The sequence below is a fragment of the Pseudomonas asturiensis genome (assembly GCF_900143095.1).
In the GTDB taxonomy this organism is placed as follows: Bacteria; Pseudomonadota; Gammaproteobacteria; order Pseudomonadales; family Pseudomonadaceae; genus Aquipseudomonas; species Aquipseudomonas asturiensis.
In genome coordinates this window covers 80,093-99,637 of the sequence record NZ_FRDA01000013.1, presented here as the reverse complement: position 1 = coordinate 99,637, position 19,545 = coordinate 80,093, and the positions used below count along the sequence as shown (strand labels likewise).

At 54.1% G+C, this 19,545-nt stretch carries 16 protein-coding genes; 10 read left to right on the top strand and 6 right to left on the bottom strand.

All coding sequences use genetic code 11. From position 1 onward, the window contains the following. Positions 1-294: 294 nt before the first annotated feature. The 6 genes from qatA (at position 295) to BUB69_RS20595 (ending at position 7,426) form a co-directional block, all read left to right on the top strand. Positions 295-2,244 (top strand): Qat anti-phage system ATPase QatA, encoded by a 1,950-nt coding sequence (qatA, locus tag BUB69_RS20625; protein WP_073169964.1) that lies wholly within the window; start codon positions 295-297, stop codon positions 2,242-2,244. 9 nt (positions 2,245-2,253) lie between these two features. Then, positions 2,254-3,117, top strand: a complete 864-nt coding sequence (qatB, locus tag BUB69_RS29400; RefSeq protein WP_342744058.1) for a Qat anti-phage system associated protein QatB — start codon at positions 2,254-2,256, stop codon at positions 3,115-3,117. Further along, positions 3,114-4,490: a Qat anti-phage system QueC-like protein QatC gene (gene qatC, locus BUB69_RS20615; RefSeq protein WP_073169960.1), complete on the top strand. Its 1,377-nt coding sequence runs from the start codon at positions 3,114-3,116 to the stop codon at positions 4,488-4,490. The genes qatB and qatC overlap by 4 nt, the downstream gene beginning before the upstream one ends. After that, a complete protein-coding gene (gene qatD, locus BUB69_RS20610) occupies positions 4,487-5,254 on the top strand; it encodes a Qat anti-phage system TatD family nuclease QatD (protein ID WP_073169958.1) in 768 nt (255 codons plus the stop codon). Before qatC ends, qatD begins: the two co-directional genes overlap by 4 nt. Before the next feature lie 241 nt (positions 5,255-5,495). Then, positions 5,496-5,783: a hypothetical protein gene (locus BUB69_RS20605; protein ID WP_073169956.1), complete on the top strand. Its 288-nt coding sequence runs from the start codon at positions 5,496-5,498 to the stop codon at positions 5,781-5,783. Positions 5,784-6,385: 602 nt separating this feature from the next. Further along, positions 6,386-7,426, top strand: coding sequence for a DNA-binding protein (locus BUB69_RS20595; protein WP_073169954.1), 1,041 nt, complete (start codon positions 6,386-6,388; stop codon positions 7,424-7,426). A gap of 240 nt (positions 7,427-7,666) precedes the next feature. On the opposite strand, the gene BUB69_RS20590 is transcribed toward BUB69_RS20595, so the two are convergent. The 3 genes from BUB69_RS20590 to BUB69_RS20580 form a co-directional block, all read right to left on the bottom strand. Continuing rightward, entirely contained in the window at positions 7,667-8,242 is a 576-nt protein-coding gene (locus BUB69_RS20590) for a hypothetical protein (protein WP_073169953.1), read from the bottom strand. Between the two features lie 79 nt (positions 8,243-8,321). Continuing rightward, on the bottom strand, positions 8,322-9,287 hold the full coding sequence (locus BUB69_RS20585; protein WP_073169952.1) for a PIN domain-containing protein: 966 nt from the start codon (positions 9,285-9,287) through the stop codon (positions 8,322-8,324). Between the two features lie 112 nt (positions 9,288-9,399). Beyond that, the gene (locus BUB69_RS20580) at positions 9,400-10,017 is read right to left on the bottom strand and encodes a DinB/UmuC family translesion DNA polymerase (RefSeq protein WP_073169950.1); all 618 of its coding nucleotides are present in this window, start codon (positions 10,015-10,017) and stop codon (positions 9,400-9,402) included. Positions 10,018-10,430: 413 nt separating this feature from the next. Here BUB69_RS20580 and BUB69_RS20575 point away from each other — a divergent pair, with 413 nt between their 5' ends. Then, on the top strand, positions 10,431-11,270 hold the full coding sequence (locus tag BUB69_RS20575) for an abortive infection family protein (protein WP_073169948.1): 840 nt from the start codon (positions 10,431-10,433) through the stop codon (positions 11,268-11,270). A 195-nt stretch (positions 11,271-11,465) separates the two neighbouring features. On the opposite strand, the gene BUB69_RS20570 is transcribed toward BUB69_RS20575, so the two are convergent. From BUB69_RS20570 to BUB69_RS29185, 3 genes are all read right to left on the bottom strand, one after another. Then, complete coding sequence (locus BUB69_RS20570) at positions 11,466-12,938, bottom strand: DUF2971 domain-containing protein (RefSeq protein ID WP_073169946.1); 1,473 nt, start codon at positions 12,936-12,938, stop codon at positions 11,466-11,468. Between the two features lie 239 nt (positions 12,939-13,177). After that, positions 13,178-14,443, bottom strand: a complete 1,266-nt coding sequence (locus tag BUB69_RS20565; protein ID WP_245825309.1) for an ImmA/IrrE family metallo-endopeptidase — start codon at positions 14,441-14,443, stop codon at positions 13,178-13,180. A 167-nt stretch (positions 14,444-14,610) separates the two neighbouring features. After that, the gene (locus BUB69_RS29185) at positions 14,611-15,807 is read right to left on the bottom strand and encodes a hypothetical protein (RefSeq protein ID WP_245825308.1); all 1,197 of its coding nucleotides are present in this window, start codon (positions 15,805-15,807) and stop codon (positions 14,611-14,613) included. Between the two features lie 411 nt (positions 15,808-16,218). On the opposite strand from BUB69_RS29185, the gene BUB69_RS20555 reads away from it, so the two are divergent. The 3 genes from BUB69_RS20555 (at position 16,219) to BUB69_RS20545 (ending at position 19,516) form a co-directional block, all read left to right on the top strand. Next, positions 16,219-16,545 carry a hypothetical protein gene (locus tag BUB69_RS20555; RefSeq protein ID WP_245825307.1) on the top strand — a complete coding sequence of 109 codons (327 nt, stop codon included), beginning with the start codon at positions 16,219-16,221 and terminating at the stop codon, positions 16,543-16,545. 526 nt (positions 16,546-17,071) lie between these two features. Continuing rightward, a complete protein-coding gene (locus BUB69_RS20550) occupies positions 17,072-18,493 on the top strand; it encodes a hypothetical protein (RefSeq protein ID WP_141121883.1) in 1,422 nt (473 codons plus the stop codon). Positions 18,494-19,213: 720 nt separating this feature from the next. Next, positions 19,214-19,516: a hypothetical protein gene (locus BUB69_RS20545; RefSeq protein ID WP_084537143.1), complete on the top strand. Its 303-nt coding sequence runs from the start codon at positions 19,214-19,216 to the stop codon at positions 19,514-19,516. The last annotated feature ends 29 nt before the right edge of the window (positions 19,517-19,545 follow it).

The following is a 19,545-nucleotide window of genomic DNA, read 5'->3' as shown; positions in this document are numbered from 1 at the left end:
CACACGTCTCGGCATACCAGTAGCCAGTCGAGTTAACATTTCGCAGATTGCTCGGCAACCAGCCTGCATTGCGTACTACCGCGGTTCCTGAGGAGTCGCGCTTAGCTGTCGACATCTCGCTACCGCTTCGTTCGGCCGTTGCAACTACGCTGCCGAATGGCGTATTGACATCAGCAAGCGGATCTTGGCTTACTCGCAGCAATTCTTGAAACCCAGAACGTGATCTAGCAGCAGCTGTTATGAGCTCGGTCATGCTATTGCGTATTTTCTAAAGCTAGAAAGGGAGTTCTTCGCATGTTCCTGAATGACCAGGAGACAGCTACTGATCTGCTCTATTACACGCCTATTGCCAAAACAGTGGAGCGTTTGCTTCGAGAGTCGCGTGGGGCTCCAGTCACCATCGGGGTTCACGGGGACTGGGGGGCAGGTAAGTCCAGTGTCCTGAGGATGACCGAGCAACTCCTCAAGGCTGATAAGCGAGTGTGCTGTATCTGGTTTAACGGATGGACGTTCGAAGGCTTTGAAGATGCCAAAACCGTCGTTATCCAGACCATCGTTGATGAATTGCGGCGTGCTCGCCCGGACTCAGCTAAGGTCGCTGAGGCAGCGAAGAAGGTCTTGCGTCGCGTCGATTGGTTCAAGTTGGCCAAGCAAGCGGGTGGATTAGGGCTCACCGCGCTCACCGGGATTCCTAGCATTGATCAACTGAAGGGCGCAGTGGAATCCATCACTGCGTTTGTGCAAAACCCAGGCGATCATTTGAGTGTTGAGGGGCTCAAGGGCCTAGCTGAGAAGGCCGGCGGCTTCATCAAGGATGCCGAGAAGGAATCTGAGCAGCTTCCCGAACACATGCACAAATTCCGGGCCGAGTTTGAGGAGCTGCTGACGGCTGCAGACATTGACCAATTGGTGGTCATCGTCGACGACCTTGACCGATGCTTACCCAAGACAGCTATCGCTACGCTTGAGGCCATTCGGCTCTTCCTCTTCGTCAATCGGACAGCATTCGTGGTGGGTGCTGACGAGGCTATGATCGAGTACGCGGTGCGCGAGCACTTCCCAGACCTTCCACAAGGTGCGGGGCCAGTGACCTATGCACGTAACTACCTGGAGAAGCTCATCCAGGTACCGTTCCGAATCCCAGCGCTTGGACTGGCAGAAACCCGTAGCTATATCACGTTGCTTCAGCTCGAAAGCTTCGTCAGGACGGATGACGATCGATTCAAAACACTCTTGCACACCGCCCAGCAGGACATGCTTAGGCCCTGGAAGAGCACGGGCCTCGATCGCAAAGCTGTAGTGGGTGCTTTTGGTAACCCGCTTCCAGACTTTGCCCAGGAGGCGTTGGACACCAGTGCCTTGCTGGCGCGGATTCTAAGCGAGGGCACCCGGGGCAATCCGCGGCAGATCAAACGTTTCCTCAACTCCATGATGTTGCGTTACGCCGTTGCCGATGCTCGAGGTTTTGCTGAGGACATCCGTCGTCCAGTACTTGCGAAAATCATGCTGGCTGAGCGTTTTAATCCTGACTTTTATGAACAACTGGCCCGGATCGCGAGTGCCGAGGCGGACGGTACAGTACCCGCCATAGCCGAGCTTGAAAAACGGGCCAACAAGTCCAAGGCGTCCGCTTCAGAGTCCGAGGAGGGGAAAAGCTCTGCGAAGCTCAAGGCAGTCGCTCGCTCCGGCGATGTCAACGATTGGGAAAAGAGCGAGTGGATCAGCAGATGGGCGGCAATTGATCCCGCGCTCACCGGGGTTGATTTGCGCCCCTATATCTTCGTGACTCGAGACAAGCGCAGTTCTTTGATGGGGCAGGTCGCGGTGGGTCACCTCGAGGCGATGGTCGACAAGCTGATGGGCCCTACGTTACATATACGCCAGGCGGCGACAAAGAAAGAAATAGTGGGATTGGCTGAGGTTGATGCCGAAACTGTTTTTGACGCACTCCGGGATCAAATCATCCAGGCGGACAGTTTTGCGGATCAACCCAAGGGCATCGCGGGATTGATCGAGCTCGTCAGGCACCGCCCTGCGTTACAGAAGCGTCTAGTCGAATTCGTCCGATCTCTGCCCACGCAAAAGCTGGGAATGTGGGCGCCCGCCCCGTGGCATGAGTGCCTCAAGGATACAACGGCTATCCAGGCACTTGAGGGCATTTTGAGGGGCTGGAGTCAGCAGGTCGAGAACGAAACGCTGCAGAAGGCAGCCAAGCGCGTACTCGAATTCAGTGGGAAATTATAAGGATTTAATATGGGTACCTCCAAAGGATATGGAGGCCCAAGCTCTGGCTTGGTGCCCTCCTGGATCGATGATGTAGCGCAACCAGCAGCTCCGGCCGCCCAACCAACCGCGCCAACCCAATCAAATCCGTCTCAACCGGGTTCGTCGCCATCTCAGTCAGCCTCGCCCCCATCAACGCCGGTCAACAATGCCGGCACTGGTTCACTTCGGGGCGCGCGCAGCAGCTTCACGCGCTTCGTCCGTACTGGTAGCCCAAGCGATTTGGGAAATGCCTTGTCTTCCTACGTGCGCAAGGGCGTGGGTGGATCGGCAAGAGGCGCGCGCCGCATGGGGACGTCTCGGGCTACCGCAGGGAAGTTGCTCACCATCTTCGGAGACGTTCAGCGCAACGGCGCAGCGGAAACACTGCGGCGGCTGCAGCTCACCGTGGCCCCCGGGCAACCGGCCTCCCAGGTGCTGCTCGCTCTGCTTGAGTTCATTTGTCCGCCCGGGGGAGCTATAGATGAGGGAGTGGCCCGCCAGGCCGCGCTCAACACGATTGCCGAGCTGGACAATGCAGGCACCGGCAGCTTCGAGGACATGACTCAAACTGATCGGCAGAACTTCTTCCTCGACTTCGTCGCGAATTCCATTGAGGGCATGATCATGGCCGACTTGGGGGGCAGGGGCATCACGATGCCGGATGATGTGGAAGCCGTTGAACGTATCCAATCCCAACTGAGCTCATTCATCACAGGGTGTACCCGGGGACAACTCGCCAACCGTCTGGAGCAATGGCCTGCGCCCACAGATCAGGAGGTCAATCAGGTCACCTCTGCAATCTACGAGGCAGCGTTCGACCTTATCGCCACCGCAGCGGAGAATCTGGAATGAGCCACCACAGCATTATCTGCAGACTTGGCGAAGGCGATGACCAAGATCTTGCGTTGCTTGAACCGGGCAGTGTCGCCACCAACATCCAGTTCATCGATGAAGGTGGGCTATTGAAGTATGGCATTGGCCAAGCCATTGAGCAGTTGGCTGATCTAGGCATGTCCCCCGGAGAGACTGCGGTAGATCTAGCTCTCCTGGCTGCAACTCTGACTGCGGCAGATACTAGAATCTCCCGCGACACAGAGTCTGAGAATGCCTGGACGAGGGAGATCGATTTATACATCCCCGTTGCGGATCCGTCAGTGTGGACATCAGCATCCGACATGCTGGCCTCAACCCTGAAGTTTCTCACCGGTGATCGCTGGCGCTTGGTCTTCCGTGCGCGCCCTTCCGGTATCGATGTGTTATCTCCCGCGCCGGACAGCTTGACAACAGATGAGTCTGACAGCGTCTGCCTGTTCTCGGGAGGTATGGACAGCTTCATTGGGGCCATTAACCTGATTGCAGCAGGCAGTAAACCCTTGCTTGTGAGTCACTACTGGGACACCAATAGCACCAGCACCTATCAGAATGATTGCCGGACGGCGTTGCAGGAACGGTTTTCACAGACGTCGATCAATCATGTTCAGGCCCGTGTAGGGTTCCCGCATGATCTCGTGGAGGGTGGCGGTAGCGAGGACACACTCCGAGCGCGCTCATTCCTTTTCTTCGCTCTGGCTGCAATGGCCGCGGAAGCTATCGGGGACTCGATCACGATCCACGTGCCTGAAAATGGCTTGATCTCTCTCAACGTCCCCCTGGATCCGCGCAGGCTGGGGGCATGCAGCACACGTACTACCCATCCGTACTACATGGCCCGTGTGAACGAGCTGTTTGGGCGCCTGGGGCTGAGCGCAAGGCTCTTCAACATGTTCAGCCACCTCACCAAAGGTCAAATGGCTGAGCAGTGCCTAGACCCAGTGTTCCTCGCGAATCATGTGCATCTCACCATGTCGTGTTCTTCACCAGGAAAGGCAAGGTACCATCCCGATCCTTCAAATAGATCACCTAAACACTGTGGATTCTGCGTTCCGTGCATCATCAGGCGGGCAGCGATTCACCGGGGTTGTGGGCCGGATCAGACGCGATATGTCATCCCGGATCTACATGCTCAAGCGCTGGACACGAACAAGGCCGACGGTGAACATGTGCGATCATTCCAACTGGCAATCGCTCGATTGAAGCGTGCGCCACACCGTGCCAAGTTCGCAATTCATGAGCCTGGGCCTTTGATCGATCACCCTGACCGCCTTGCCGACTTTGAGCAGGTGTACCGGGACGGGTTGCTTGAGGTCGACGATTACCTAGAGGGTGTTACAGCCATTCCACTATGAAACCGCAGAAAAACTCGATTCCCAAGTGGGTGGATTTCCACTGCCATCTTGACCTTTATCCTGATCATGAACGGCTCATCCTGGAGTGTGATCAGGCAGAGGTGGCCACCCTGGCCGTGACCACGACGCCAAAGGCCTGGCGGCGCAACCGTGAGCTCTCGGCCTCGGCTAAGCATGTCCGGGTCGCTCTGGGGTTACATCCACAATTAGTGGCGGAGCGTGAGTCTGAGCTGCCGCTGTTGGAGCGCCTGCTTGAGGAGACCCGATACGTTGGTGAGGTGGGGCTTGACGCTGGGCCCCAGTTCTATCGAAGCTTCGACGCACAGGAAAGGGTGTTCACGAGGGTGCTTGAGGCCTGCTCTGAGCAGGGTGGGAAGATCCTAACTGTCCACAGCGTCCGAAGTGTCGGAAAGGTGTTGTCCCATATCGAACGCCTGCTGCCAAGCGACCGTGGGACTGTGGTGCTTCATTGGTTCACCGGCTCTGCCAGTGAAGCGAAGAGGGCCGTAGAGCTTGGATGCTACTTCTCTATCAACTCTCAAATGCTGGCGTCAGCCAAGCACCGCAAGCTTGTTGCCTCGCTCCCAGCTGATCGGCTTCTCACTGAGACCGACGGCCCGTTTGTGCAAAACGAGGGGCGGCCAGTCAGACCTGCCACCGATATTCCCAGAACGGTACAGGCGCTTGCGCTACTGCGAGAGCAATCCCAAGAGCAGGCGGCTGCCCAGATCATCAGCAACCTTCGTGATTTAGTGCGTACCTAACCCTGCTGACCTCAGCAGATGGCCGGATCTACAGGGTACCGGGTTGCTCAGTGGACGCTGGTGTACCTTGTCCATCCCGCCAGGAAGTGATACCGGCGAAGCCGACCGGTCACTGTTTTGCTTCCACTCCCTGCACCAAAGCTCGAGCAGACCTTGAAATAATGGCACTTGACCACCATTCACACTTAGGGTGGTTGCAGGATGGACAAGCCAACCCTGGCCAGCCCATGGAGTAACAAAAATGGCAGTTAGCTCGATCGATGATATCAATGCGAAATACCAGTACGACGACCGTGTCTCTGGGGGTAATGGGGACGGCGACCTGGTGTCTTGCGGCCAACATGGCACCTACAACGAACTGAGCTACATCTACACCACGTACCTGAAGCCGCTAATCGCTAAGGGCACTATCTCTGAAAGCGCTGCGCTGAACGCAATTGATCAGGCATGTTCGCTTCCTAACCCGCGAAAGCGCGACGCGTTCTACAAGAAGGTTGAGCAGGCTCTTGGGCTGAAGGTCTTCAACTAGATTCGTTCGCAAGTGCTGGGCTGCCAGGATATAGCGGCCGCTGTTCCTGGCGCTTGTGCGGCCGGATCTGACGGGCTTGCCCATAGGGTAACGCGAGCCCCCGTCAGAACCGCCCCTTCCTCAGCTTCTCTGCAACCGGATGATCCTCTGCGATCTGCCGGGCCGCGTGCAGCGGTGAGGGGAGCCGGAGAAAACCATCCCACAAGGGTGCGTTATTGCACCAGTAGAACTGTGCCATCGACTTTCCAATGCGGCGGCACCTTCTTTTCCTACCGACTAGCGCTGAGCCCCGGCCAGCTATAGGCGTTAGGTGATAAAGCCGCTCCGCATCCTCTCTATGCCCCTGAGCGAGGTTTACCACCATTCCACCATTCCACCTTCTGTCCATCTTCCAGTCGCCTTTTTTCAGCTTTCGTCCTGAAATCCACCTGAATTCACTAATACGAGTCGTCCTGGACGATGTGAAAGCGATTTTTTCGATCAAGAGGCTATAACTACCTATTATAGCTTTCTAGTAAAAGCCTAAAAAAAGACCATTTTCTGTGGTAGCGTGTCACGTAATTACATGACACGTATCACAACACGAAATCGTAGGAGGTTCCATGGCGCGTGGCGGCATAAATAAGGCTGTGGTGCAAAAAGCTAGGCAGGCCTTGCTTGCGAAGGGTCTGTACCCAAGCATTGACGCCGTGCGTGTTGAGCTAGGTAATACCGGCTCGAAGACCACGATCTCGCGGTATCTGAAGGAAATCGAGGCCTTTGATCCACGCCCGCCGTCCTCCCGGGAGCGCATGGGGGAGGAGCTGTCAGCGATGGTTGAAAGCCTTCTGAATCGGCTCATGGAGGAAGGTGATGAGTCGATTGAGCAGGCGAGATCTGCTTTTGATTTGCAGCGCGTAGCGCTGGAGGGAAAAATCGCCAATTTGCAGGTAGAGCTCACCGCCGCACGTCGCCAGTTGGACGCCCAGCAAGCCGCTATTCAGACCCAGACCGCAGACCTTGAAACCACCAAGTCTTCTCTTCAGGCCGAGCTGACGCGTAATGCTGGGCTCAGCCAGCGTTGTACAGATCTGGAATCCCTTGTTGGTGACAGGGACAAGCAGATCGAATCCCTCGAAGAGAAGCACGTTCACGCCCGCGGCGCCTTGGAACACTACCGAGAGTCCGTCAAGGAACAGCGGGATCAGGATCAGCGTCGGCATGAAGCTCAGCTTCACGAATCTCAGGTCGAGCAACGAAAACTTCGGGAGTCGCTGGCCGTCAAACAGGATGAGTCCACCAGGCTCAACCGCGACAATGAGCGCCTCCTCGGCGAATCCCGCCAACAGGCCAAGACGCTTCAAGCTCAGGTTGACCAGGTTCAGTCTCTAACTGCACAGGTGCAGGCCTTGGCGCTGGCCGAAGCTAGGGCAGGGGCGATCATCGAGCACCACCAAGCCAAGGCCAGTGAGCTCAATGACGAGCTCAAGGCCCTGCACATCTCGGTGGCACAGGGTGCTTCCCGCGAATCAGAATTGGCGAAGCTTGCTACAGACTTGAAGGTTCAGCTTCAGTCCGCCGAAACGGCCCGCCAATACCCAGAGGACTCATCGACCACAGTCGATCATGCTGTTTCACAGGCTCAGGATGCGCCGGTGCCTTAGGGCTCACAAACGAAGCGGAAGAAGTGATGGCGATGACACCAGCCACCAGTACTAAGCGGCAAGTTTTAGCGAAAAACTGTGGCCATCAACGAGCGCATCAAAGGATCAACCAGCTAGTCGCTTCTGGCCGGCTGACCATGGTGCCCTCCCGAAACGTACATGATTGCCACGAGAACCCTAGCATCTCCTGATGCTGGATTGTGGCTGAGCTCCCCACGATCCCAACCAGATGCGGCCGCATTATATGCCCAACGCTTGCCTTCTGAATGCGCCCAGGCTTGCTACCCATTCACGCGAGATCGTATGAAGCGTCTCGGCGAGGTCACGACAACACTCAGGCGTGAAAAGTGGCGGCAGCCCCTCCTGCTCGCTTATGTATTCCAGGATATTGCCGTGGCAAAGGGTGTGTCTGATCCTCACGAGCTCAACGTGGTTATGTCGGGTAGCGAGCTTAGCTTCAAAGTCCTCCTCTCCTGGGAAGACCAAACAATCAATGGTTATCCCATTGGTTCTCGCCACATTGAGGAGCGGGTTGCTGAGAGTAGAAATACCTTCAAGGTTCTTGACGTTCATGGGGTTTTGCACCTGTGCCAACGTATTGCGAAGCGAGGCTTCCACTCCCGTCAGAAAACCGGTGCAAGCTGGCAAGTAGAGTTCATGCCTAAGGGCATCGTACGCCTGGATGAAGAGCCAATGACTTTGCGCGCCGAGTGAGTGTTCAATCCAATAATTTCGCTCATCGAAATTGGCCCTCTGCTTGCGCAAGAAAGTGTCCAGTTCCTGCTCGTCATCTGAGAATTCATGATAGTCATTCATACTAACGACCTTCTGTCCTTAATTTGATCAGCTCTGCAACAGAGCAGGTGATTCGCAGCGTGAACTACAAACCGGTGCGTCAAAGGGTTTCAGGTTTTGAAACCCATTGCAGAACTTCGTCGACACCCGCGCGATTGGCGTGGGCACGCAGAGTCTTGCCAATCGAAAATGGCGCTTCGTCGCGACAACGTTCCGCAAACCGCACAAAGTTCTTGTCCGCCGAGATGATGACATCGGCATCTACCAGCTGCGTCGCTAGACGCGAGTCCCCCGGCGTCCCGGTCGTGACCTTGTGCCAAGCCTGAAGAAATTCGAAAGCGCCTCTGAGCCATTGTCGAGGAACTGCTACCGCATCGAGCTCATGCAGCCAAAGCCGGTTCATCGACTCGGGTGATGAAAGCATTGCCGTCACATCGATCTCGCTATCAAGCCACTCCCTGACCGCACTTTCATAAATCTGGAGCTCGGCTCTGAACATGTGCAAGCTGGGCACCCGCCAATACGGTACAGGCTCGCCAGACCACCCCGGCGTACCGGCTTCTGGGATGTGTCCGACCTTCTGTAGGTGCTCTTCGCTCCCCGGTTTGATTTTCTTCATTAGCTCCCTGATCGCGTAGGATTGCTCCACCGCCAGGCGTTCTTCTTCATCACGTCGAATGCTTTCGTTGGTGGCAGGAGTTTCCGTCTCTCGGCGCGCGCGATCCCAGAAACCACCAGAGGCCCTGGCCCAGTCATACCTGAGCCGCCTGAACTCCGCCATCTTCGGCTCGGCGATAACCCATTCGGGGCGAAGCCTGATGATTTGCGACTTGACCTCAGCGCATTCACTGAATATTTCGGGCATCAGCCGCTTCCAGTCCTTTCCTGTGACCAGCTGGATGACCTTACGACGTGCCTCTGGAACCGGTAGTCGCTGCACTTCATCCACAACAGCCGGGGAAATGACGATCTCAACGCCTGCTTCTCGGGCGCCGATGGCCAATTCGCTTCCGGCCCCCTCATTTGCGATATAGCTCCAGATGTTCGTATCCAAAAAAAACCGCATCAGATTGCCCCGATCGGAAATTGGTAAGAGTACTACGTTGCTGAAACTGTTGGACGCAGGCTGTACACGCTAGGCAGAGCCTGCTCCGGCCTTCATGGACATAAGCGTGCGACTAGATCGCATGGAAACGCATCAGGTGGTGGATACTGGTGGTGTAGCTCTGGCTCATCATCTCTCGCTTAATGGCCCATGTGGCGTCTAGAGGCATCCGTCCAGAGTGCAGAGCATTCTTGCCAAACTTCATGTTGATACGATCCGAGACTCGCATCAGCTCGTCCGACCTGGCTGGTTGTGAAGGGGTAAACAGGTCTCCTGTGAACTCGCCTCGCTTGCGCAGATCCATCAGCAGGATCTCTGCCTTGCTGTATCGGTACCCATCACGCCAAATGACCTCCAATCCCTCCAATCCCTCCATTGCCGCGCGGGTCAAAAGCAGCACATCGTCGGTCGGGTAGGGCGGATAGCACGTCACCGAGTTTGCGTACTTTGGCCCATCAACGAATGGTGATGTGAGTACGGCGACGCGGAACACCGCGGTCAGCGACTGTTGCTTGCGAAGTTTCTGAGTCGCTCGGTGCATGTAGCTGGCCACGGCCTCCCGCATGGCCTCAAGCGTCGTCACGCGCTCCCCGAACATTCGAGACGTACAGATCGCCTGGCGATCGAGCTCCGCTTCCTGCAGGTCAATGCAGGGCTCGCCGGTCAGCTCGCGAACTGTGCGCTCAAGCACGTCGCCATACCGCTGGCGAATCGTCTTGGGATAGGTGTTCGCGAGCAGCCAAGCTGTAGTAACTCCATCAGCTTCGAGCCGTACGGATAGCCAAGCGCTTAGAATTTGCTGATGTGACGGCTCTCATTTTTTGTCGAGGGTGTAATCGGCAATTTCATGATCGCCTTTTCGCGATGTGATTGTGCGAAAGGTAAATATGGCTTGTGACATGAAATGCGCTCCTTATTATTCTTGTTCTTGCCATGGTGCCTATGGAGCAAAAGTCAGCGCAACTCTCAATGTATGAATCTTCAGCGCACGGCGCGGTAAGTCAATCTGCAGGGCCTACGCGGCTGTTGAGTCGATCATCGATGGTAGTGACCTCACCGGCGCTCAGGTAGAATCGAACGCACGCCCTACGAGATAACTGGCTAATGGATAAGCTCCCGATACCTGCGTACGTTTTGGCTGCTGTCGCTGACGCTGTGTCTGAGACAGAGACGCATGCGAGCTTGGATAGCCTGTTCATGTATGCTGAGGCACCCGGTGATCCGCCTGACGGAAGCAAGGCTGTAAAGGCACTTGAATGGCTTCGCCGCATTAATAAAGAGTGCGGCGACCGTTCGTTTTCCGTCGTTGGACGCATCATCGAAAAATACATGGAACCGGCTGACCCAAGTCCAAGTTTTTGGCAGACAGAAGAAGCCATCGTGGCTCAAAAAACTAGGGTGAAGAGGATCCGGGACAGCTTGGCCAGGGCCGGATTCACCTACAGCTCGGGAGGGATATTGTCCTTCGGCCAAGGACTCGCTACTAAATCTCTGGCAGAGCTGGTCAAGGCGCGGAATATTGAGGTTATAGATTTCGAGTTCGACCGAGCACTGAAAAATGTGACGGCGAGTCCCCGTGAAGCTGTATCCGCCGCATGCAACATTCTCGAAACTGTATTCAAGATCTACATCGAGGAACATACTCACCTAAGTATGCCTGCCAAGCAGGATCTCCAGGCGGTGTGGAAGGTTGTTAAAATCGACCTCGGCTTGGATGCGTCTCTTGTCGAAGAGCGAGATCTTCAGGAGATCATCAGTGGGATCATGGCCACTGTAAATGGGATAGGGGCGTTGCGTACGCACGGCAGCACAGCACACGGGCCGGTGAAGCGCCCATACAAGCTTAAACCTAGGCATGCAAGACTTGCCGTCCACGCAGCGCACACTATCGCGGCGTTTGTCCTTGAGACTTGGGATGAGCAAGTGTCGGAATCGGCCGGGTGACTGTGTTCGCCACACATATAGAGGCAGGATGTGCTGGGGTAAGCCGTAGGCTACCCCATTAGGGCGTCAAACCAAAAGACGTCGGCGTCTGGTGAGACCTAAGGACAAACGGCTCTTTTGTAATAAGCAAGAAGCCGGCTCTCACAAGTCGCCCATCACCTTGAAAATGGGGCAGTGTTCATAGGTACTGCAACGTTACAAAGCTTCTCGGTCTGACGGCTCTTCGGACTCAGGATCAGCTTCATAGAGGGTGATCGGTAGCAATCCATGCTCGATAGATTTAGTCTGCGGATCGTAGTAAGCCTGATAGAAATTGAACGACTCAATGTCTTCTCGCTCGCAGTGGGCTCTGATTATTCGGATGCATTTCAGCTTGTCTTCCAGCGGAGTCTTGATGCCAAAAATCAGGCCATCCAGGCTTGTAAAACGGTACTTGAGAATCCGGTGCTTTTTGTCGGAAATATCGAGGTAGGAACTCAGCACCAAGCGATATTCTTTTTCTGATCCCCATTGAGGAAGCTTGGACGTCAGCGCGAAATCGAGATTTTCGTGGTGCTCCATCCAGAGCTCATTCGAGTGGGATCTCAACCACTCGCTTTTGCTGCTGAGATTTCCTTGGGCATCGCTGTACCAGAAGCCACTCAGGGCTTCATTCGAAACGTTGCCGAGGAATCTGAAGAAGTCGATCTCTGAAAATTCTCGATCATAAAACACCTCTTTAAAGCCCATGTTTTGGAAGCTGTGAAAGATACCGTTGTATCCTCTGCCGTCTGGCTTATTCATTTCCATGGTCATTGAGGGCGCGTCGCCGAGAACGCGATATCTCAAACAGATTCCCCTATGATTATCACCATAGCTACCCCAAATCGCCGAGTTACTGCACTCTTTCATAAAGCAGGCGACATACCATTGCGGGTGCATCAATCGTTCGATCTGATCAAGGTAGTGGGGCACGAAAGTTGTGATTAATTCACGTGCCCCGATGTGACCGCCTGGCATAACGTGCGCGGTTCTAATGGCGTATGTCGCATTAAGTAACGCCATTTTTTCATACGAGCCAGCGTCTCGAAGCGTGCCATCCTGAGCTTCTATGTTAGAAATGGCCTGTAGGTGCAGGTCGCGATCACCTAGCGAATTTTCGGACGTCTGGTCGGGGTACACACCAGACAGTCCGTGCTTGAAGTTGACTAGCAGCACGGTGGACAACAAGCGAGTGTGTAAGGTCGCAAGGTAGAACGACACCTCTGGCCTGTAGTGCTTCGCTTCATTCTTTGATAGAGCGCGTACATAGCCTTGGATGACATCGCAGCCGCCGATCAGCGCATCCATCTCTTGGTACCCGGCTTGGAAAGCTCCACGTAGGTTGGCGGGGTACTGCTCTATGGGAAGATTTTTTGGCAGGGGCGTTCCGAGTCGCACCGCTTCATCCAAGTCCCAACTTCTGAGCGCTAGCACCAGGAGGTAGTGCCTGAAGAAGTTTCTCCATATGATCTCATCGCCTGCCCAGTAGATTTCTTTGTAGCCTTCTAGGGGATCATTGAGTTGTTCAGGTGGGGCAAAATAAATCTCAAGATTTTCTAGCTCGCCCGGCAGGGCTTTCTTGATGTCAGTAGCCTCAGTCCCCAATAAGCGCTCCGCTGTCCGGAAGCGGTAAAGATGTCGTTCCATATAGGCTCGTCGATAGGTAGCTAGGAAAAGTCGCTGGCATGGCTTGGTCTTTAACAGCGGGCCGGGCGCTCGGGACTTTAGCCCACCAGCTCGACAGTTTGGCCATAAAAAGCCCGATGCTGCATCCTATCTAGGCTAGGGTGCTACTGAAGAAGCGGGCTATGCAAGTCACTTTCGCCCGCGGAGATGGCTCCTCGTCCGCCACGAGCCATCCGCGCCACTGAATAACCTACGCTGGATCAGGCTTCTACTAATACTCCAAGACCCCGCAAACGGATGGCCGCGGCGCTTTTAGAAACCGCAAAATAGCGGCTCAGTGCGTCGAGTACTAGGTGGTAATTTCTGATGTTGTCACGCTGGTCATCGAGAAAAAGGGCGCCATGTCCTCGGTTGCGAATATCGTGGTGCTCAACCAGAAGCGAGAAAGCTTCGAGAAAATGCCGTTCAGGCATCAGTAGGTAAGACGCAAATGTATTCGCTTGCCATTCGAGGCGTTCCAATTCGCTCTTGGGGACTGCGATGCGCTCAAGCTGATCAATGTCCCCTGAACGTAGGCTCTCCCGCGCAATGTAGCGGCCGTGATCGAGATAATAGTGCCCCAGCTCGTGAGCAAGCGTGAACCGGGTCATCGGGGCTGTGTTGTCGCGAGAATTGATTTTTATGTCCAAAGGGGCAAAGGTGATCCTACCTAAAGCACCATCTGGCTCATCTACGTAGCTGACGGTCAAGGCGCTAGACGTTGTCGCACTAGTGACTACGGCTTCCAGATCTACTACCCCCCTTGTATAACCGGTAGATCGCAAAACCTGGTCTGACAGATTTTCAATTGATCTCTTAGAGATATAGCCGACTCTAAGGACTGGAAGGTGAGGGGGCCGAATGATTTCCAATATGGCCGGATCAAAACTGCTAGCCAAATCCAGCCCTGTCCAGACCCCCTCCCAAGCATTGGTGTAGCCCCCAGGGGTGACAGCATAAGCTCCCGTGAGAGTCGGACGGAAGCCCGGGTGGGTCAGAGCGTACTCAATTTCAGCGCGCTTTCGCGATGACGCATTTCTGACTCCCGTGAGCAGAGCACGAGCCAGCTCCCACTGGAAGCCTTCGTCTGGAAAATACCGAATAACACCGAAACCCTGATTCCTGGCGATGTTGATCGTGCCGGACTGGAAGGCGCTTGCCGATACGAATATCCCTTTTGCATTGAGTCCTGTGACTTGGCGGATCTTGGCACCAAACTCCTCAATATCCCCAACCGGAACGGTGCCCGTATAATGCTTACATTCGACAAGGACGATCATTGACGGCTTAGGTTGGCCAGGAATGAAGATCTCTATGGCGATGTCAAAAACGATATCGTCTTCTCGATCGCGAGAGTAATAGCGCCGCTTCCTGAATATCCGGCAATGCTCAGGTCGGCAAAAAAATCGCCCTTCACCGATCTCGCGACTCAGGAATTGGAAAACCTGCTCCTCAAAGAGATCACCTTTGGCGTAAGTACTGAGCACTAGTGGTTCCATCTTGGTAATAGCGATCCTAATATTCTTAGTATTTGCTTGTGCGCGAGCCTATGGACGCAGTCGGCCACTCGGCTTTATCGAACGCCCCGTGATCGGCCTAGCTATGACGCCACTTTACACGCGAATGGAAGGGCAAAAGTTCATTAGAGCCTCTCCTAAAATCGCAGTTTTGGATATTCGCCGTTTTCGACAGCAAACCGAAATACGGCATGGCATGCCGAAAGGAAGGCCGCCTCAGTCTCACACCGACGCGTAAGTACCTCCAGCTCGGAGTAGTCGAAGAACACCACAGGAATCTGATGCTTATCCATGAAAGCCAGAGCGCGCTCGCTGTACGCATCATACATGTCGGTGAAGAGCTCCTTCACGATCACTATACCCAGCATTGGCTTGTCAGAAAAATCGACCTGGATACTTGCACCGGTTGACAGTCTCAGTTGCTGAACCGGCGCCCGCAGAGCCGTCGAGAAAGCACCGCCAAGCTGGGATAACCCTCCAACGAGCTGGTTGAGCGATACCCGGCGTTTTCTGTCCAACGATCTATTAATCATCGCTTCCGTATTGGGGCTGTCCTTAGCCTGGAGAAAGAGATTTACTTCGCCGCCCAGAACGGCGACGTCGACAAGCTCTTCGTTGTCGCTAGGCTTGATCGGGCCATGAATGATTTCTTTGGCTGAGAACACCCGTTGCAGGAGAAACACGATATCCCGTTCCTGATAAGGGCCAGGCTCAGGGCGAACCAACGTGTTAGTCGAAAACCCGGATGATCCATGGAATGCGTGTCGATCTTCACGCAGATCGAAATACACGAAATCGCTAGGGAACAGCTCCTCACCAAGCAGAACGGGAAATGCTTCGCGGTCATTTAAATCAGTACGTAAAGAGAACCATAGCTCGGCTTGATCAATCATCATGTGAGCATCAGGGTCACAGAGCGCCGGCAGGTCTCGAATTTTCGCCCGCAAGTATGCGAGTGATGCGGACGCTCGACAGCTGAGCTGCTCCCTGTTGTGTTCATCGAGAAAGCACACATCGAATTCGTCTGGTAGGTCAGCCAACGTTGAGCATAGGGAATCACTTGGGACTAACGGTGTAGTGATAGCGAGGGGATTATCCGGATCGTCAAAAAATGCAGAGATCAGAGCCAGAGCGTGCGTACCCTCAACCTCAACGGGAGCCAGGTACCACTTCAGCTCCTTCCGAGAGCGAGCCGTCAGTATGATTTCCTTCGACGTCTTTACTAGGAGTACAGCCCGTTGTTCTGTTAAATGATTGCCAGGCGCGACGGCGATGCCGCGCCCAAATGTGCGCATTGGCCCAAACAGATCCGGTCTCGCGAAGGTGAAATACATCCTTGCTCCTCAATGATGAATGCCCCGATTCGCACCGAATAGCAGACGATGCTCACCGGCCACGTACCCATGATTGGTCGAATTTTGTGATAGCCAGTGGTGAACCGTCACCCAACCCTGCTGCCGTTGGCAATATTACTCTTCGCGTGGCGGGAGGCTCCAATGCCTCCCTATAGACTGCCTCCCCCGGATGGTAATCGTGGCGGGCACTGGAAGGAAGGAGAGGGCAGCTAAGTACTGATTGACCTGGTAGAAAATGCTGTTCGGGTGGAACCAAAGGCCCGGCTGACAGCTGATGGCCGAATAAGGATTTGCATAGCCTCTCTTTGTTTGACCTCAAAGAAGGCGTGGAGCTTTTCGCGGTTACCCCCGCAGAGTGCCTTTGAGCGTATTGGGTTTGATGAGAAGTTGATGCAGTTGGTGGGCAAGGTTTCAGTCGGAGGCAAGTACCGTTGCGGTGCTGACGGGGCTTTGGTGGATGAAGACGCCGCGGATGCAGCCTTGCTGAGCTCAACCAACTATACGGACGTGATTTTAACTGCCGAGGCCATGCTGAAGGTTGCATGCTCCGTGTCCGAATTGGAAAGGATTTTGGCCGCAGTGATTGGATCTCGAGCGTTGGGGGCGGACGATAACCCAGCGTGGAAGCCGACAGCGTTATTCGAAGATTGGAGTAAAGAGAAAGCTGGATGCGCTGATGAAGCGCTTGTGATCTGTAACTGGAAGATAACCGTTTAGGGCTTTTACAGTCTGGCATTTGTCCTCAACGCCGACCAAGGAAGTCCAGCCGCGAGGCTTCAAAGCGAAACTTTTGATCAGAATGATGATATTTCACCCTCGATGCGTTGCAGAAGAAATCTACAAACCTGCAGTGGCGATTAGTTTGCCTGCGTTATTGACTCCATTTCAAGAATAGTACACTGAGTTTACTAACTAGCGAGATCCGAGAACCTGGTCAGTGGCGAGCAGGAATTCATAACTTTTTCATCGCTCTAACTTGACGGAGCACTGCTGAGAACTATCCTCATAATTCTACTCCCCGATGGCCAATCCATGGGGCAGCTATATACGAAATCGTTTCGACAAATTTACTTTCAGGTGACCGTGAAACAGCTTGATTGGGGTACGTGGCGGTTCGGCGACACGATCCGATCCCCCGTTATGAGGCGCTGAAAGTTATTAGCTACTCGCGCAATATTTGAGATATCCGGCGCTTGGTGCCGTGATGATGCTTAGTCAGCCTTCCAGGCTAAGGGAGCGGCGCGTGAAAGATGGCAGTGATGAGTCTTCCCAAACGAAGAAGCAACAGCGAGAACGGGCGAAGAGCTTGCCAGAGCCTAGTATCCGAAAAGGGGTCGTGAATCGAGCTTTTTACGTCGAGCTATCAGTGCCGTCTTCGACGGCCGGCGAACACCCTACAAATAGCTCATCGGGCGGAGACTCGCATGTGCTTGCGAGGATTTTTGCAGACCGAATCGAGACGTGGCCAACAGTCATCAACCCCCGCTTCATCTCAGAATATACGCGGCAGAGGAAGCCTTACCCTCGCATCGTATATCGGCTTCCAAAACCCTTTGCTGGGCCACTGCCAAGCGAAACTAGCTCGGTGGTGTCTCACATCGAACGCGTATTCGACTCCGGGATTTTCAATACCTGCGCCAAGGGGCTAGGGTTCAAGGCATCCTTCAACGCGGTACTTAGCGCGCTTCAGATCGACAAGAGTGTCGATACCATTGAAATACATTTCGAAGGCGACCTGTTCAGACGCGAGAACGTGGTGTGCGTTTCGGAAAAAACCCTAAATGATCTCAGGACGGCGTTCAACACTGGCGATGATTTTTGGAACCGTCAAAAAGAGGGGTCACGCAGGTCATACATTTACGAAGAAATTGTGGAAAAGCTAGCTCCTGTTCTCAAACATTCTGGTGACCGTGGGGGTCATTATCTCAGTGGGTTTAGTGAAGCCGAGCGAGATTATCTAGCGACACTGCAAGCATACATTCGGGACTTGCCTCTGGGGATGCCAGAAGACTTCAAGGCAATGCGGGAATCGATGGATCGGGGCGAGCTATACCGCATGATCCACCATTATCAAATAATGCTGGCGCAAAACCTCAGCGCAACCGAGTGGCAATCGTTCCTGAGCCATAACATCGATTTGGTCGTCAAATGCTTGCAGCATCCGGACTGCGGTGTGCTGGATCCGCCGCTGGGTGCGCAACCCAAATCCGCTGTCGGGAGCCCAATCATTTACGGGCATGAAGCGTTGGTGCTGACTGTGAGGTCGCCTCATGCGACGCTCATGATACGTGACAGCCCAGATCGTATTGGTGATTCTGACCTACAAGGTTCTGGGGAGCCGCCAGGAAGGTTGAAACCCCATCCCGAGTTGGCATCTGCGATAGAGGAAGGTCGAAAGCTGCGGCCTGATATTCCGGGACAGATCCAAAAACCGCGGCGCGTCGTGGTTGCCGGGCTCATGCCAGCGAACGTGGATGAAGCAGCTGCCTACATAGGTTACCGAGAAGCGGCTAGGCAATACAACGGGATCCATTTGGTGGACTTCGGCACGCTGCTGAACGGGTTTCGCTTGCTTGCCTCGGCAAAGAGACTTGAGGGATCGCTGTCGGGAGAGCCCGCTGGGTTGAAAATCTCACCAAACTTCCGACCGGAAATACTAATTTGATAATCCTTACCGGAAGAGAAATTGATGCTAAGGCATGCGGTTTTGAAGAGAAACGAAGGCTACGGCATACGATTTGAAGGAAGTTTGGTGCTACGGCATGTGACTTTGAAGGAATCCTGATGCTAAAGCATGAATTTTTGACGTAAAACTCAGGTCTGGGCATACATGTAACTTGAGCCCTCACGCGGGGATCGCAAGCATCAGCCATGGACTATACTTTTTACAAGTCTCGTCGGCTGTATGGTTGCGTAGACGTGTAGGCCAACGAGATTTCACGCTTTCTCTCATCCAAATGGATAGATCTGCGAGGTTTGGAAGTAAATGCAAGCTAGAGCGTAAAGAGAGGGAAAAGCTGTCGGAAATTTGAAGGAATCGGTGTTTAAGGCGTACATCGTCCAGATTCGGCGCTTGAGAGGGAATCTAGGGCTATTGTTACTTCAGAGCACTTAAAGATCTAAATCGGGGATTTATTCCCCAATTTAGATCTTTACTGGGCCGTAATTTAGATCTTTAGTTCCAGGTACTTCATAGGGTTGGTGACAACACTGCCACGTTACAAACAGATACAATTTAACATAATATACATTATGCGGTCATTGAGGTTATCCGTGCGGACGCTGGGACAGCTCAATTCAAGCTCCGCAATCGCTCAGTGACACCATCTGCAAGCCTCTGGATGATCGACAGCAACCACCGCCAGCTCTCGTTCAAGGATGAATCATGAAACGCACCGTGGTACTCGTCTCTGTCTGTTTCAGTTCGCTTGCGTGGTCGGCGAGCTCAATCACAGAGATCACCAAACCCCTCGGCAAACACATTCACACGCTGACTAACGCTTTTGCGTGCGACATTCTGGCTGGCACCAGTTTGAGTCAGGCACCTCAGTGTCGTGACAAAGCGAATACGTCACTTACAAATTCGCATGACCTCGATAAGGCTGCAGACAAGAAATCCCTGCGCGAATGCATAAAGCCAGACAACCTGATCGATGACGATGTGCGCAACTGCATGAAGGGCCTTTGACGTGTCCGGAGGTCCGCCTGGCCATACCA

Excerpts from the sequence above, each read along its gene's own strand:
- BUB69_RS20555 (WP_245825307.1), top strand. The coding sequence starts at position 16,219 with ATGCAGTTGGTGGGCAAGGTTTCAGTCGGAGGCAAGTACCGTTGCGGT.
- BUB69_RS20605 (WP_073169956.1), top strand. The coding sequence starts at position 5,496 with ATGGCAGTTAGCTCGATCGATGATATCAATGCGAAATACCAGTACGAC.
- BUB69_RS20570 (WP_073169946.1), bottom strand. The coding sequence starts at position 12,938 with ATGGAACGACATCTTTACCGCTTCCGGACAGCGGAGCGCTTATTGGGG.
- qatD (WP_073169958.1), top strand. The coding sequence starts at position 4,487 with ATGAAACCGCAGAAAAACTCGATTCCCAAGTGGGTGGATTTCCACTGC.
- qatC (WP_073169960.1), top strand. The coding sequence starts at position 3,114 with ATGAGCCACCACAGCATTATCTGCAGACTTGGCGAAGGCGATGACCAA.
- BUB69_RS29185 (WP_245825308.1), bottom strand. The coding sequence starts at position 15,807 with ATGTATTTCACCTTCGCGAGACCGGATCTGTTTGGGCCAATGCGCACA.
- qatA (WP_073169964.1), top strand. The coding sequence starts at position 295 with ATGTTCCTGAATGACCAGGAGACAGCTACTGATCTGCTCTATTACACG.
- qatB (WP_342744058.1), top strand. The coding sequence starts at position 2,254 with ATGGGTACCTCCAAAGGATATGGAGGCCCAAGCTCTGGCTTGGTGCCC.
- BUB69_RS20595 (WP_073169954.1), top strand. The coding sequence starts at position 6,386 with ATGGCGCGTGGCGGCATAAATAAGGCTGTGGTGCAAAAAGCTAGGCAG.
- BUB69_RS20575 (WP_073169948.1), top strand. The coding sequence starts at position 10,431 with ATGGATAAGCTCCCGATACCTGCGTACGTTTTGGCTGCTGTCGCTGAC.
- BUB69_RS20545 (WP_084537143.1), top strand. The coding sequence starts at position 19,214 with ATGAAACGCACCGTGGTACTCGTCTCTGTCTGTTTCAGTTCGCTTGCG.
- BUB69_RS20590 (WP_073169953.1), bottom strand. The coding sequence starts at position 8,242 with ATGAATGACTATCATGAATTCTCAGATGACGAGCAGGAACTGGACACT.
- BUB69_RS20585 (WP_073169952.1), bottom strand. The coding sequence starts at position 9,287 with ATGCGGTTTTTTTTGGATACGAACATCTGGAGCTATATCGCAAATGAG.